A 15,988-nucleotide genomic window follows, 5' to 3' on the forward strand; every position below is an offset into this window, starting at 1 on the left:
CTATTTTGATCAATAGGCGCGGCTGGCTGGTCCTCGTTCTTCCCCGTTAGTACGGGCCGAAGGATCGGGCTGCGATCCAGGTAACTCGTTAAAAGCGTAACACAGTTTACGCTTCAACTCGCCAAGCCGACGACCTGGCTCCCCGAGCTATCCACTCGCACTTCAAGACCTCGCGCCTTGGAAAGAAGGTACGCTGCGGAGCCCCCGAGAACAAAGGGGTAGATAATTGGATTCGCTTCTAAGTTGGTTACCGTGAGCGCCCGTCCGGTGTATCGTAAGCAAGCCTCGGCAAGCCAAGCGCCAAGCGGTGATCCGTGCAGATCGACCGCCTGCTTGCGCACAATCCGCCTACCCTTATCAAGTCGTTCGATCGCGCCCCAACTCGCCTGAGACTGCAAAATCATATTCGTCATGCGGTGTGTGCCCTCCCGTTCTCCGTATATCTCAGCCATACGCCGATGAACCTCTGCTGAGCCGCAATCGCCTTGAAGCGCTGTCAGCCGGCCAACGATCTCCGCCACTCTTCCGAAGAATGGATAGGTTGCGAGGGCCATGCCCCAGGTCAGCGTAGGAGCGGAGGCTTCGAGTGCGTCGAGATAGATTTGAACGCCGCGATCTGCAAAGTCGACCAGGTCCGGCCGCGGATCCAGCCACAGGCGATTAAGCACAGTCTTCGTCTTCTTTTTCGCTGCCGCCCCAGTGTGCGACGAGTCCAGAACCTCCATGAGATCGCCGACAGTTGCCATGCCCGCTCTGATGCGCAGGGCAGTTGCAGCCCAGTCCAACTGGATGAAGCGGTCGAAACCGATTTGCGGCGACGGCGAGCTCATGAAGTCATTCTCTTTATGCTTATTTTCACGAATGGGACGATTAGTTCCTCGACCGAAATCCCGCCATGCGCGACGATCCGGTTACCTTTCGAAACGAATGCTCCTCGCGTGCCAGCGTATAGCGGCAAGAAGTCGGACGGCAGTCCAGGACTGTCGAACCGGAAGGCATTGATTTCTGGCGGCACTGACGCTGCCAGAGCCTCACTGCGATAGGTCCGAACCCTTTCGCCCCTCAGCTCAGACACGACTCCTTGACTAAGGCGGCCAATGCCTTCGGCGTCAACGTTCCCGTGGTCAGCGGTGAGATAAATCTCATATCCCTGGTCAGTGAGCAGTAGCAACAGTTTTTCAACGAACCCGGTATCACACCACGCACTGATTTGCCCGGCGATGCCTCGCTTGCCTAGCATCGCCCCGTGGACAATTTCGTCTATCATATCGACGACGATTCCGGCTACCTTCGTAGTCGGTAGGGAAATGGCTTCCTCCAACTCAGCCAGTTGCTCCGTTCGTTTCATGCCTTTCTGAAAAATAATCTCTAGCTTGCGAAGCCCGTTCTCCTGCCAGAAGCGAGTCCATAAAGACGGCTCTTGAGACGTGGTCTCGATCGAGTTCGGAAATTCACGGGGTTTGAGACCGGAGAACAGAGCCTGTCGTGAGACAGAAGTCAGCGTCGGCAGCCATGCGAAGCACCCACCTTCCTCTGCTGAAAAACCGGGTACGTGTGCCGCCAAGTGCTCTCGGATCTGGATCCATTGGTCCATTGCCAAACCATCGAACACAAGGAGCGCGATGCGTTCTTCGCCGGCGTTCCGACGCAGTGCCAGATACCGGGGCACGTGATGAACCATCACCGGCCCTTTCGCGGCTGGTAGAGACGGCAGGTTCGCGTAGTGCTGAACTAGCCAGTCCTTCAACCGCTCGTCCGCCTCGCGCTGTAGAGTGTACACCTGTTGCCGTATAGGTTCGGCGAGCGCTACGCTCAGACCGTTAAATCGGGAGATGACCTCTCCAAGCCTACGAGCTGTTTCCACCCAATCGCGATGACTTGCCTCCACTTCTGGCAGGTCGGCGGCGATCCTCTTCACGCCTTCCGACACAAGGCTGCCAAGTGCCTGGGGATTATCAACCAGACCGACTTGGACCCAGCTCGGTATATCAGCCGCCGAACCTGACGCACCAACAGGCTGAAGGGCCCCTTCGAGGAACATCGTGTCGATGATGACCCTCACGTCAGGATGCTCGAACGGAATTAAAACCTCAGGGGATGCATCTGCCGCGTCGTTCAAAGTCCGGTCGCTCTGGATCCCATACTGCAACAAGAAGCGGTCCCAGGCATCCTGCACGACGCGCAACATGTAGCTCTTGGACGACAAAAGCTCCGCGACACGCAGATCCCCAAGATGCGTGTTCTTCAAGATTGCCGCAACATGGTCCGCGAGAAGATCTGGCAAGCCAGCTCCGCGGTAATGGATCCGCAAAACTTCCCGCCACAAGTCTTCGGGCCTGCTGAGCAGGTAAGGGCTGAAGCGGAAGATGTGGGTGAGAATGAATTCCTTCGTTGCTCCTTCTCCAAGCGGCTGAGTGGCGTGCTTGTTGTGCGCTAGAAATAAGGCTTCGTGGTGCTCCGAGTCGATCTGCCGAATTACGCCATAGCTCAGCCTAGGAAACAGGTCGGCCAGGCTCAGGCTGACTTTGCGTCCCATGCGGACGTAATCCCAGGGCAGCGCATTAACGTCGGTCCCGCGCAGTTGCAAGACGAGCGCCTTTGATGTCCCTTCCTCGCCGCGATCCCATGCCGCCCGATAGCGCTCTTCGTATTCTGTTCGAAAGGCGACAGAATCCTCGAAGGGCAGCACTTCAAAACCCTGCTCTTGTAGGTCGTAAAGGATGCGCTCGTCCAACAGAAGATCATCCGGGTCGCAGGCGATCCAGAAGCGGGAAAGATCAGGAGGAAACTCCTGCAGTATGCGATCGGTCCAAGCGCTCATGATGCACCAGACGCCGGCTCGCCGACGCGTAACATAAGGACGGCATTCAAATCGAGGGTATATCCCTCGGCTGAGTCGAGCTGCGCCATGCGGGCATCATGGTCGGACTTTAGACGCTTGCGCCGGTAATCCCGCACGGCCTGCAGGCCGACTCGGCCGATGGCTCGAGATCGCGCATCGTAAGCGTATTTGGCGCGGACACGCTCGTCCTGTATTCGGGCCCTGTGCTCCTCAACCAGATCCGCGAATATGCGTTCACCCTGAGCGAGTGCGACATTTCTTGACCGATCAAAGCAGCTGTCGGTATCTCCGGCGGTGACTGCTCCGATGGTCTCTATCCGCTCCGTCAGAAGAAGGTCCCAGATCCGCTTCGCTGTCGGCAAGAAGGTCCGCCCTTCGTCGTTCACGAAGACGGAAAGGAATCGCCGTCGGCCGAAATCATCGGCGGATAGGCTGATCTCCCAAAGCGACCATACGCCCCGGACGCTTTCGGGAAGTCCGGTAATCCGGACAGTAGGCAGCGGTTGGCCCGAAACGCAGCGCGGCAGATCGCTGATCAAAGCCCGAGCACGGGGATCCTCAAGCGTCACCCATTCAAGGTCAGGCCGCTCTTCGGCTGTTCTTGCGTCGAAGCAGACCTTGGCTGACTCGCTGCCATCCGCCCAACGCACCCGCCAGGCATCGGCTTCCTTGACAGCCTCCCCGCCGCGCGAAGGTAGTCCGGTCGTGATCGCCCGCTCCAACCAAAACTGTGCTGGGTGGTCTCTCCATTTGCGGGCATCGTCCGCATCAAGCGGGTGCCCCTCCGAGAAGAGCTCGCGACTCTTCCGGCTTTCCGCGATGGTCGACCGAAGGTGGGAAACAACCACGTCGCATTCGCTTTCGACCGCATCTGGGTTCTGGATTCCCTGGACGAACAGCTCGTCGAACAGCGGCTCTGTTTCGACCGAGTCCATCACATCGGCAGCCTTGTCCACACCAAACTCTTCGGCGATGACGGCAAGCTTCGTCTCCAGGACCTCGCGCACACGATGCTCGACCGTGCCCTGCAGGACGAAGTTGATCGCGCGCACGATGTGCGGCTGGCCGATACGATCGACGCGGCCGATGCGCTGTTCCACTCGCATGGGATTCCAAGGCATATCGAAGTTCACGATGACGTGGCAGAACTGGAGGTTCAGACCTTCGCCACCGGCGTCGGTCGAGATCAGAATGCGCACATCGCGGGAGAAAACCCCTTGGGCCCGAGCGCGTGCTTCGAGATCCATGCTCCCGTTTAGCGTAGCGACTGAGAAACCGCGGCTTTCGAGGAAATCCGCGAGCATCGCCTGCGTTGGCACGAACTCGGTGAAGACCAACACCTTCAGCTCAGGATCGTTCTCTTCCTGCTGAAGCTTATAGATCAGTTCTAGGAGCGCTTCGGCTTTGGCGTCCGTGCCCTGAGCCTCAGTGGATTGGGCTAGTTCGAGCAGGGTGTCGACCTCAGCCTTCTCCATCTCCCAGCCCCTGGTCTGCACGGCGAGTTCCACCTGAGTCTGGCCATCGAGTTCGGCCCATTCATCGAAGTCTGCCGTTTCGAACAGGGACGGCTGGAGCTGCGGCTGGTCCAGCAGGGCCTGTCGCTTTTCGAGCGTCGTGCGGATGGCGGCTGTGCTGGACGTCACCAGCCGCTGCATCAGGATCATCAGGAACCCGATGTGCCGTTGCTTCGCGGCCACGGCCTGGTTGTAGCCGTGGCGGACATAGTCCGTGACAGCCTCGTACAGCTTTTGCTGAGCCGCGTGACGGTCCTGCCAGGCCACCGGATGGAGCCTGGTCATGCGCGGCCTGAATAATGGTTTCCCGTCGGCATCAATCGCGACGCGCTTCTCGGTGCGGACGACGAAAGGGCGCACCCGCTCACTCATCACGCTGCTCTCATCCGGGAACGAATCCCGGTCGAGTAGCTGCAACAAGCGATGAAACTGGTCAGTCTTTCCTTGGTGGGGAGTCGCTGAAAGGAGCAGCAAGTAGGGGGCGGATTCGGCGAGCGCCGCGCCCAGCTTGTAGCGCGCGACCTGATCCGTGCTCCCGCCCATGCGGTGCGCCTCGTCGATGATGACGAGATCCCAGGATGCCGAAATCAGATCCTCAAAGCGTTCCCGGTTGTGGGTACTGAGCTGTTCAAAGCTCCAGCCACGACGCGCCTCCAGCGGCTTCACCGAATCGAGGGAGCAAATCACCTGATCGTGCAGCCGCCAGAGGTTTTCCTCGTCATTGCGCCACTGGCGAAACGCTGAGAGCTCGGTAGGCTCGATGTACTGCAGTGTTTCGCCGAAATGGAGCCGCATCTCGGCCTGCCATTGTCGCACCAGCCCTTTAGGGGCGACCACGAGAATCCGCTTGGCCATTCCGCGCAGCTTCAGTTCGCGGAGGATGAGACCGGCTTCGATAGTCTTACCGAGCCCCACCTCGTCCGCCAGCAGGTAGCGGATCCGGTCGCGGCTCATCACTCGGTTCAGAGCATAGAGCTGATGCGGAAGCGGTACAACGCTCGATTGGATCGGCGCGAGTAACAGATTGTCTTCGAGCGCATCGAGCAGCTTTGCCGCTGCCGCTGTGTGGAGAATATGTTCGACCGTGGGCTGGACCTTATCCAGTGGCAACAAGTCATTCCCACGCGCTCGGACGACGGCATCCTTGGCGGGCAGCCAGACGCGATAGGCGGTTTCGCCCCAGACGTCCTGACGGTCGACGACACGGCAAGGCGCGGCATGCCGTGCATGCCAGCACCAATCGCCGATGCCGTATCCGAGGACCGCATGTGTCACGCATTAGGCTCCATGCGGGTGAGCGCGCTGTCGTACCAGAACAGCAGCTTCTCATCTTCCTGCAGCGCTTCTTCCGGCACCTTCTGGGCAATCGAGATGATCGTCGTGAAGTCCTTCGCTGACCACGCCGAGCGGAAGCCCGCGCGCAGCACTTCGAGTCGGAACTCCTTCAAGCGTCGACCTGGGGCGGCCCGATAGGTTTCGAATTCCTTCAACAGGGCCTTTTCCCGCTTCTGCTCCAGATCCTGCGCCTTGTTAGCGTCGGGCACATACCAGCGATCACGGGCCTTTGCCTTCAGCCGCGGGTCCGATTTTTCGAGGTTCCGCAGATCGTGATAGTTCGTCGACAGGTAATTGTGGATTTGGCTGGGTACGTCGCCGGAAGCGTCATAGCGTAGGAAGTTGTCATCCAGCAGCGCCGACAGCTCCGGGCGCGTTTCGTGCTTTTTCCAGCCAGCGCCGAGCTGCGTGGTGAACTCAGGATGCACTTCCTGATAGGTGGAGGGGCGCTTGCGCAGGAAGTCGGTCAGCCAGTCGATGGCGCTGCGCTCGTCAGCGACGAACATCTCCATCTGCGGCGCTTGAGTGACTTGCGCACGCTTCCGGTCGTATTCAGTGACTTGTTCGGGTAGGAACACCATGCCATCGCGTGCCGGGAAGCGGCTTCGAAGTCCATCGAGAAACTCTTCGGTCGAAAGCGGCACTGGAACATCGTGGCGGACGAACCATGCCACCATCCGATCATAGATGCGGCGAGGATCGCGCTCGACAACGAATTCCAACGCACCGTTCTTCGACTTGGAGACGGAGAGTTGGCGAAGATGGGTCTGCACAAAATCCCAAGCGGATTCCGGCGCCGCACCGCGCTCGGCAAGCCGCTGCTCCAGTCCACCATTCGGCTTGTAGGCGGATATGACGAGATCCTGCTTGACCGCCGTTGTCGAGGTAACCTGCCGATAGCTGCCTTGGATCTTGTCGAGCGCAGTCACCTCGGCCACCACGAAACCGGCCTGTTGAAGCGAAACCTGAATCGCGTTCCAGACCGCTGCCTTGCTGTTGGAGAATACCACCGTCATCCACCGGCCGGGCTTCAGAACACGATAGTATTCCGCAAAGCATCGCTGCATGAGGTGTTGATATTCAGGGAGCGCCTTGTCCTTGAATTTGTCCATAATCGCTTCTGGACGGGCATCTGTCGTCACGCCATGCCAAGACTCCACTAGATAGTTTAAGTCCGCGTAGAAAATGTTCTCACCAAAAGGCGGGTCTGTGAAAACGTAATCAATGCTACAATCAGGGACTGGGATCCCAGCAGCGGTGCCGGTGTTAACGCTGGCATAACTGTTAAAAGTTCTATAGCCGCGGAACGCTTTTGTTAGTCGATCTAGTTTGCCATCGAGATTGTACCATGGGCTGCACTCTGCGTGTTGTGATCCAACGTAATATACACCGGTCATCTGACGGTTGACTTGCGATCCTCCTGGACGCCCTTGCTGAATCGGCTGGTAACGGTTCAGAACCGAAAGGCCCCAGACGGCTTGCTCAACCATGAACAGGAGCATTGCCTGAACTCGAGGATCTGGCTGCTCCATTGCCTTCTTCCAAAGCATACCCATTGCTTGGGCTGCTCGGGGCAAGAAGAAATGGTGGATGTGGGTGAATCCTTTTGGGGCAATCCTCGAGCCATGGTACATTTGCTCGATCGGGAAACGCCTGGTGGGAACATTATCCGGAATCCCTAAATTTTCGATCCGTCTAATCAGTTCAAGGTCGTTCTCATCCGGGCTCTTCTCATACCGCCGTTTTCCAACGGCGTAGACAACAATGGCAGGGCGAAATTTGACGCGCTTCCAAATGTCGCGGGTAACTGGATCACTAATGTTCTCAAGAACTCGTTCGAGGCGATCCTTATTCATGCTCGCGCCGCAGTGTGGGCAAGGAAAAGTCTCGTGAACTCGCTTCGTCTTGTCGTCTAGGGCTTCCTGAAGAAAATTGATCTCTCCAGCGCACTCCGGGCAAGAAAACACCTCACTCCAGACCGTGTATTCGATCCGAGCCTTCGTCTTGCCGTCCGAATGCAGCGTTTCATACATCCAGCCGATCTCGCGCTCGACATCGCGGAGCAGCTGCTTGCCTGCCTTGGCAAAGGCATCAACATCGAATGGCAGGTTGTAATTCGCACCGATAAAGGTCGCAGCCGGGGACAGATCATTCAGCACGACGCGTCTCGCGCCCCATTTCGGTACTGCCGTTCCGGCCTTTTTCCACTCACTCTCCAGCTTGTGGCGATACACCGCAGGCGCGGTGCCACACCATTGCGCCGCAACACCGGTCATCCCGGATCCAGCGAAGCCATCCAGCACGATATCGCCCGGCTCGGTGAAGTGCAGGATCGACGGCACGATGGCCAGATGCGGTACCTTCGTGTGATAGGAGTGCGCCTTGTAGATCGGGTCGGTCTTACCTTCGGAGACGTCAATCGCCATTGGCTCGCGCGCGTATTTCTCGGCTGGATCATAGGGCCTGCCGTAATGCGTCACGAAATCCTTCAGCCACGGGTTAGGGCACGCGGTGTAGTAGGGCGGATCCGACATCGCGAGGATCGCCTCGTCCGTCCCCTTCGGAAACCCCTCCTGGTTTCGAAAAGTGGGATCCTTGAGCTTATCCTCCAGCAGTTTCAGGAAAAACTCCCTCCGTGCTTGGTCTGAGGCAAAGGTCTGTCCCAGGCACTCAACCGCACCCCCAGTCGAAACGGATTCGAGTTTGAGTTTGTCCGTCATTCGCCTGTCTCTTTCCTCGCCGTGGCCGTCTCGTAATCCAAGCGCAGCGTCTTCAATTTCAGTCCCGCATTGGTTAGCACATACCTCTGTTTCGAGGATGTGGGTTTGTCGGGAACGGTCATTCGGAGAATTCCACCGTCCAACAGCGGCTCAACATGCGCCATCTTGAAGTGCGCCCTTTGGTTATAGCCCGTGTAGGCCATGAGCTCGGCCAGAGTGCGAGACGCATCGGCGTGCTGCACGATCACCCATTGGATGTCCGTAAGCTCCTTCATTACAGAGACTTGTTCGGTGTCCTTTGTAGCGACTTGTTCAGTGACTTGTACAGTCGCCCCGTTATCGGTATCGGTTTTCGTAACTAGCTGTCTTTGCGCGTTAATATCTTCCGCTGGTCCGAGAAACCGGGTGCGTAAGTGATCAGCTAGGGCGAATTTTCCCTGGATGCCAACGCTAGGCCTGAGGATGACTTGTACGGCCAAGCGCTGTGCAAGTTCGCGGACCGCAGGACCGGGAAGGCCGGTTAGCGCCTTGATGTCGGCAAGGTCTATTTCGCCATTCCGGATCAGATAGGCGAAGACGGCGGCTTCGTGCTCGGAAAGCTGTACACCAAGGCTGGCTTGTGCCAAAAGCTGCTCCTCGGAGACGAGCTTCTCCCTGCGCAGCCGCAAGCGAAAGCTCTTCTCCGCCTTGTCGTTCTCGATCTCGGGCGGGACAAACCCCAATTGCCGCCAACCGTCGAAAATCGCTCCAACGCCAGTCCCACCCTGATCGGAAAGGCCGATGCGGCGGAATGCACCCACAATTCGCGGGTTGCGAACCTCTTTATCGCCGGGATCAAGCAACTGTTCGCGCGACGCCAGCGCATCGCCCGGATTGAAAAACTCGGCCTGATCCCGGAAGAACCGGATGACCGGCACACGCGTGGCGTCACCAAAGTCCTGATGGATGAGAAGGTTGATGGCAGCTTCGCGAAACGAGATGTAGTCGGGCGGGTCGTCATGCCTGCGCAACGTCGTCGGATCCACGGCGAACGGCTTCTCGCTGTGCTTGAGGTAGAAGTCAAGTATGGCCTTCCAGGCTTCAATCAGGTTTGATTCGATGGTCACCCGGTCGGCCCAGCGAACACTCGGCGCATACTCGCTCGCACCGTGCCGATAAAGCTGGAGGTCGACGACAAGCCGCGGCAGTTCCTGTCGGACATATTCGCCCGATCCTAGAACGACGATGGAAGCCCGAGTTGGCCGAATTTTGCCTTCGCGCTCGACGAGAAAGCCCCACTTGCGCAAGAATGAGATGTCATCTGCGGCGCCGTTCTCACCAGGATTGCTGGCTTCGAATCTCGCCCGATACCAGCGGACCGTACCCTCGTCGAAGCATTTCGTCGGATCCAAATCCAGCGTCTCGGAGTCGTAAGTGATGGTTCCTGCATCGCGAATAAAGCGCAGAAGCTCTTCCGCCGTGCATGCGCGGTCCCCACTACCTTTGCGGACATAAGCCCGTTTCGGGTTTCGGTCCAAGTGGACCGGCTTTTCGTGTCTTGGAGCTTCCGGGACATAAAGGCAGATCACGGAGCCTTCCGGCATCGTGTGAATATCGCCTGTAATCGGCAGTAAAGCACTGATCTTTTGTGAATCACGCACTTGGCCGAAAAAGTCGTTCTGAACTTTGTCGATTTCGGTGACTCCCGTGACGGAAAACGTCCCATTCGATTCCTTTACACCGAAGACGAGATGACCACCTTCGGTGTTGGCAAATGCACTCACCGTTTCAAGTGCGGACTTCGGAACAGCCCACGTCGCTTCTTTGAATTCAATGTCGTCCCATTCGACGGACTGGAGTCGGGCCAGAAACTCATCGCGCGTCATGGCTCACTCCACCACGAAGCGGAGTTTGGTCACATCCTTACCTTTGCTGCGGTCGTTGAGGAAACGCTCAAACCGCTTGCGCAAGTCATCCGGTGTTGCCGGCGATCCGCCTTCAAGCAACGCCGTTCTGATGTCTTCTCCAGTGATATTGATCTTTTCTAGACCCGACAGCGCCTCCCGAACCGCGGCGATGAACTCGGGCGTAACGAACTCAGGAAGAGCTTTGTTTTGCGCGAAGCCCGTCACGATCTTGCGCGATGAATCTTTCAGCAGCTCGAAGTTGGACTGGATTATCGGGTCTTCTAGGTTGTCGACCAGTGTCTGAACCCAGCCTTCCAGAAGACGGTCAAGCTCGTCATCGAGCTGCTTCAGGACATTTGCCGCAGGCAGCAGGTCCCCTTGCTCGTTCGCCGGGCGAAAGTTGCAGTGGGGGCAAACGGGGGTGCCCGCAAGATCGGAGTCGAGCAGCGATGCGCAGCTCTTCAACTTGTCCAGCTTCTCCTCGAAATTGGTGAGCTGGCTGGTTGGCATCAGTTCGATGCTGGCTAGTTGCCGCATTGCGACCAGCCTCGAATCCTTCCGCAAGGCGGTCTTGGTCGTCTCTTCCGAGACGCCGAGGCGCGCCCGGCTATGCAGTGCGACGTAGGCGGTGATGTATTCTTTCTTCTGCCGGGCGAGTGTCTGCCGATGCTCGGCCGAATGCCGTGCGGTCCGGTCCGCAGCAAGCTTATCGAGAACTTGCTTCCGGGTCTCGTGCGCCTGCTTCACCCAGGCATGATCTGCCGACAGGATCATTTCGGCTTGCGATAGATAGCTTGCCGTATTGCCAAGATCGCCGACGAGCGCAAAAATCCCTTCGACCGCTTCCAATACATCGAGATTCTTTTTCTGTGCTACGATGTCGTCGGAGCCGATACGAAGATTCTTGAGCTTCCCTACAGTGTTGTAAGGTGCCAGGCTTTCCGTGAAGGCCTTGAGTGCATCCAGTTTTGTGCGCCAGTCGCCGATCTCCTCGTTCCGCAAGAGTGCCTGGCCCCAGAAGCTCATCCGGGCAGCCATGTCGGTGGTCGCGCTGAGGACGCGCCGCGTGAGCTTCCCTACCTCCTCCTGCAGCCGTTTGACTGACTCGTCGGCCCCTTGCGTAGCCTGCTGGGCCAATCCGGGCGGCAGACTTAACATCTCGAACAACGAGCGAAGGACAGCTACGTTGATCTCCTTCGGCGCCTCGACGTGCTTGAACTGTGCGAGTTCATCGAGTGACCGTTCCGCGAGCAGCACGATCTTACCGGAGTCGATCTTGTCGCCGGTGATTGCGAGCACGATGTCGCCTGCATAGACCAGGCCACCCAGAACGGTTGTCAGCAGATCCGGCTCGAGGCGGAACTTGATCGGCGCGAAATATTCGACCTCCGCGTGGCCGCTGACCAGCTCGCCGCGGTTCAGCACCTGGCCATGGCCCTTGGCTTTCAGTCGAGCCAAGACCTCCTGCGCGTACCGAGACCGTGTGGGGTCGATGCGATCGCCATCGAGCATCTCGAGTCCGTCGAGGATGACAACGGCGTCCTTAGTGCGGTTTCCGCCCGCGAGCGCGCGCAGGGTGTTGCCGACGAGCTGCTTCCGGTTCGCGTCGGTCACAAGCGCGGAGAATGTCGGATATTCTGGAGCCACCTCGGCAAATTGATTGTTCAGCGCGAGGCCGGAGATGACATTCACGACGTCGCGGAAGTTGATACGTTCTTCCGGCCCCATACGGGCCTTGTCGCGCAGCGAGACCCCTTTGGTCCACTCCTGCAGGGTCTTGCTCTTGCCTTGATGAGTGACCTCGTAGGCTGTCATCTGTTTTTCCTGCAGCCACTTGCTCATGTCACGCAGGGCGTCTTTGGCTTTGTCGAGGTAGATGGACTTCGCGCCGCCGCTGGCCGTGGATGCAAGATCCTGAGCGGCTGCATAGAAAGAGAGATGACGCCTGATCGCGTCGTCGAGCCCTTTCAGCCGGAAGAAGACCTCGTCCGCCTTATGGTCGTCACGGAACCGCGGCGGCTCGAACGGCTGGATGAAATAAATGTAGAAGTCACGCTCGGGCTGAGCCGTTGGCCGATCGTTGGGCGCGCCGAAGAAGAGGTAACCATTGCGCTCGACGCGCCGGTCCTGCCATTCGATCTGGTACTGCCAGATTTGATGGCCGGTGACATAGGTGGTTTCGTCGGTGCGCTCCATAAGCTGACGGATCGCGCTGTAGTACGCACGATCGAGTATGTCATCGGACAAGGCTTCAGCTCGCTTCTCGATCTGGGCGTCATAGTCGACGTCCTTCTTCAGATCGAGATAGTACTGCTCGGTGTCGGGCGCTTTCGAGATAAATTGGCCGTTGACGGTCTTCAATGTCTCCCGGAGGACGGTCTGAACAAGAGAAAGCAGGTCGGCTTCCGGCTCTCCGCCCATGTCTTCTATGCCCGGCTGAAACAGGCAGAGGGTGTCGCGGAGTTCCTCAGCGGTCGGCCCCACGGGTACATAGATGTCGCCGCCTGTCGTCAGGCGATGGACGGAAAGTCCGTCAATGATGCGGAGCGCCATCGGCCTATATGCCGGGCGGGTGAATGCCTTCCTCACACGCTCCAATAGGACCTCGGACACCTTGAGCACTGGTCCTATGTTCGGATCCGCACGCAGCACGGAATTTGACGTGACCGTCTCCCAAAACTGGTCGTAGCCGATCAGCCCCGGCCGATCGTCGGGCACGTCATCCTTGAGGATGGCCTGGATCTGATCCCTAAGTGTAACCAGCGCGCCGCGCTTCTCGGTGAACACGAGCCGCTCGAAGGTTCCGATGTAGTCAGGATGCACGGGGAACAGTCGGACGTATTCATCCAAGCGCTCGTTCATCGAGCCATAGAATTTGGCGAATGGCGTTAGGTAAGCGCGGATCTTGGTTTGCTGATCCGCCGTCTTTTTCAGGAGGCGCTCGGCTACTACAAAACTGACGTCCTGACGGGCGAGGAGTATCTGTGTGAATCGATCCTTCACACGACGAAGACTGTCGGCAACATGCTGGAAGCGGCTGCTGTCGAAGATCGCTTCCTGAACGCCGGCCACGAACCGGAAGCGGAGGTGCTTTGTGACCTCGCCGATCTCACGAAGGAACGACAGGTCGAGAACGAGATCGTGATCCTTCCGCGATCTCAGGTATTCGAGGAATTCGTCGACCACGAGGAGCACGCCGTGGTTCGGATGGACATCGGCGAACGCTGCCATCATCTCTTCGAAGGCGGCCTTGTTATTGATGACCTTGTCTGCCGGCGGGAAGGAATAGCTGACGCCGTGCTTTTCCAGAAATACCTCAAGCTGTTGGGTGACGATGTCCCGCAAGGACATCTGGCTGGAAATCTCGATCCGGTGAACCTTGAACTTGCCTGCAATGGCACTTGCTGCGTCGGCCACCTTGGGATGTCGGATCATCGGTGCATAGGCGGCGTCTTCAGCGACCAACGAGAGCACCGACATGAGGTGCGACTTACCAGTCCCGTAGTTGCCGACAACCAGTACGCCTTTATGGTCCACAGCCTCGTCGAACGAGAGTTGCGGGATCATTTGCTTCGCAATCCGTTCTGCCATGTCGTCGGAAATGACATAGGTCGAAACAAGCTTTTTCGCCTCGTCGGGACGATTGGCGTCCAGAAGTTGAATGACCGACTCGATCGGCTCAAACTGTATGAGATCGCCATAACGCATCGGCATCCCGTGTTCCCCCTTCAATGAATTTTGAACGGAACCACGCCGTCGAGGCCGTAGTCCTGATGTTCTGGATGTCCTGTCGTGGCGTAGGAAAGTCGGTCTTCCCGAAGCTCCCCTGGCCACACCGCAATTACGCGACGCGCCTGAGCATGTCGCCTCAGTAAATCTAGCGGGCTGAGCTTTAGTGTCCGATCGAACAGAAGCTCGATATTGTCCACTAAGAGAAGCTCGTAATTTGCGTAGCCATCCGCGATAAGCTTCAGTAGCTCTGCAACTTGTAAATGTCTTCGCATATCCGGCAGTGTGATTAATTCACGGCCGAGAACGGGTCCAACGTTCAAGACAGGGGTTTGCCTACGCGCGGATAGTTGCCCGAGCAGCGAGGTCTTTCCAGATCTAGGTGGGCCGATCAAAAGAACCAACTTGCTGTTTAGGCCACTAATATCGTCGACTAAGCGGTCTAATTTGTCGATCATGCTTCAGCCCCGCATCCCAATTCAAGTATCGCATTTCAGCAGCACGATCTATTGATCCCGTCGGCGCCGCAAGCTCCCGCTCGGTTTTACATTGGTGTTTAACCTGCCACCCAAGCGGGAATTATTATAGATCAGCCTGCCGTCCCCATCGTCAACAAGTTTCCACACTACGGACATTCAGCCTCATCGAATCGGTCATTCTGCGCGTTATGATGCATGACCATCAAAAGCTGCAGTTTTCAACCTATCTACCGATCCTCCCCTACACGGGCATGTCGGTTGCAGCTCGGCGATCACATCCACCAGGAAGAGGTGCTCGCCGAGATGCCATTGCAGCGCCGAGCGGTTGTTCGGCGGGAAGTGACGGCGAAGCTCAGATATCCCTGCGCGAGGCTGCGCAGCCGGTCGGTCGGCCGCCCGTCTTTGGTCTTGCGCGTTACCCGCGCTTCGCGAACAGCCGAATATCCGTAAGTTCGGCAAGCTTCCCCACCAGCGTATCCTGAAATCCGATATCGCCAACCTCCGTCGCCGCCTCCCGCTGCTGTCTATGATACCAATACCCGCCGCTCACCTTGGCGGCGCCATCATCGCTCGTCGCAAGCCATGTCTGGGTGAGATGCCCCATTTCGAGGTCATCGGGCGCGCCGGCGCCGCCCATCTTCGTTGGCACCCAACCGGGGTCCACGGCGTTGCTCAGCACATCCGGCCAATGGCGGGCGACGGCGGCGGCGAGGGTGGCGATGTAGAGCTTGCTTTCCGAGTAGGCCTGGCTGGCGTTCCATGGCCGCTTCTTCCAGTCGATATCGTCAAGGGTGCTGCCGCCGCTGCGGTGCATGCCGCTGGTGAGATAGACCAGGCGGTCGGGGCGGGTGATCCAGGCGGTGAGCAAATAGGGGGCAAGCACATTCACCGCCAGCGTCTTTGCGTGTCCATCAGGCGTTTCGCCCCGGCTCCTCTCGAGGTAGATGCCGGCATTGTGGATGACGGCGTCCATGCGGCCGATGGCGTTGACCTGCTGGGCGATCGAGCGCGTTTCCGCGGCACTGGCGAGATCGCCGATGACAAGGCCGAGGGCGGCGGCTGATGTCTCGGCTATGGCGGCGGCACGCTCGCTGGAGCGGGCATGCAGCACGACCTCGTGGCCCTCCTTCATCAGGGCGCGGGCGGCGGCGAGGCCGAGGCCATCGGTGGAACCGGTGATGAAGATGCGGCTCATGGGGTTTCCTTTCGCGGTGGCGTGGAGGGCGTCAGTCAATCAGCTCAATGCGGGAGTTGGGGTGTGGGTTCCTGGGGTTGGTCGATATGTAGGCGGTTCGGACCGATCTAAGACCCCTCCCCAACCCCTCCCCACAAGGGGGAGGGGCTAGCCCAGCATCACCGCTTTGCCCGAGATCATCTCGTCGTTTGCCGAACTGGAGTTTTGGGAGATGCGGTGCGGCAGGTTAAGCCCCTCCCCCTTGTGGGGAGGGGTTTGGGGCGGGGTCTTTGCCCAGCGAGCGGGGGT

8 protein-coding genes and 1 pseudogene are annotated in these 15,988 nt (G+C 58.3%); all 9 read right to left on the bottom strand.

The features are described from left to right. Positions 1-113: 113 nt before the first annotated feature. Positions 114-830, bottom strand: coding sequence for a hypothetical protein (locus RWK44_RS32555; RefSeq protein WP_316029969.1), 717 nt, complete (start codon positions 828-830; stop codon positions 114-116). Beyond that, on the bottom strand, positions 827-2,821 hold the full coding sequence (gene pglZ, locus RWK44_RS32560) for a BREX-3 system phosphatase PglZ (protein ID WP_316029970.1): 1,995 nt from the start codon (positions 2,819-2,821) through the stop codon (positions 827-829). Before pglZ ends, RWK44_RS32555 begins: the two co-directional genes overlap by 4 nt. Continuing rightward, positions 2,818-5,631 (bottom strand): DEAD/DEAH box helicase, encoded by a 2,814-nt coding sequence (locus tag RWK44_RS32565; RefSeq protein WP_316029971.1) that lies wholly within the window; start codon positions 5,629-5,631, stop codon positions 2,818-2,820. The genes pglZ and RWK44_RS32565 overlap by 4 nt, the downstream gene beginning before the upstream one ends. After that, complete coding sequence (locus tag RWK44_RS32570; RefSeq protein WP_316029972.1) at positions 5,628-8,411, bottom strand: DNA methyltransferase; 2,784 nt, start codon at positions 8,409-8,411, stop codon at positions 5,628-5,630. The genes RWK44_RS32565 and RWK44_RS32570 overlap by 4 nt, the downstream gene beginning before the upstream one ends. Beyond that, the gene (locus RWK44_RS32575; RefSeq protein WP_316029973.1) at positions 8,408-10,276 is read right to left on the bottom strand and encodes an RNA-binding domain-containing protein; all 1,869 of its coding nucleotides are present in this window, start codon (positions 10,274-10,276) and stop codon (positions 8,408-8,410) included. The genes RWK44_RS32570 and RWK44_RS32575 overlap by 4 nt, the downstream gene beginning before the upstream one ends. Before the next feature lie 3 nt (positions 10,277-10,279). Continuing rightward, the gene (locus RWK44_RS32580) at positions 10,280-14,011 is read right to left on the bottom strand and encodes a DUF6079 family protein (protein WP_316029974.1); all 3,732 of its coding nucleotides are present in this window, start codon (positions 14,009-14,011) and stop codon (positions 10,280-10,282) included. 14 nt (positions 14,012-14,025) lie between these two features. Then, the gene (gene brxF / locus RWK44_RS32585) at positions 14,026-14,484 is read right to left on the bottom strand and encodes a BREX-3 system P-loop-containing protein BrxF (protein ID WP_316029975.1); all 459 of its coding nucleotides are present in this window, start codon (positions 14,482-14,484) and stop codon (positions 14,026-14,028) included. 267 nt (positions 14,485-14,751) lie between these two features. Continuing rightward, positions 14,752-14,933 (bottom strand): annotated as a pseudogene (locus RWK44_RS32590) (TetR/AcrR family transcriptional regulator); the annotation flags it as partial. Continuing rightward, positions 14,921-15,700 (bottom strand): SDR family NAD(P)-dependent oxidoreductase, encoded by a 780-nt coding sequence (locus RWK44_RS32595; RefSeq protein ID WP_316029976.1) that lies wholly within the window; start codon positions 15,698-15,700, stop codon positions 14,921-14,923. The pseudogene RWK44_RS32590 and the gene RWK44_RS32595, both read right to left, overlap by 13 nt. Between the last annotated feature and the right edge of the window lie 288 nt (positions 15,701-15,988).

Origin of the sequence: Rhizobium sp. 25PS6, from assembly GCF_032464655.1 — a bacterium.
Lineage (GTDB): Bacteria > Pseudomonadota > Alphaproteobacteria > Rhizobiales > Rhizobiaceae > Rhizobium > Rhizobium laguerreae.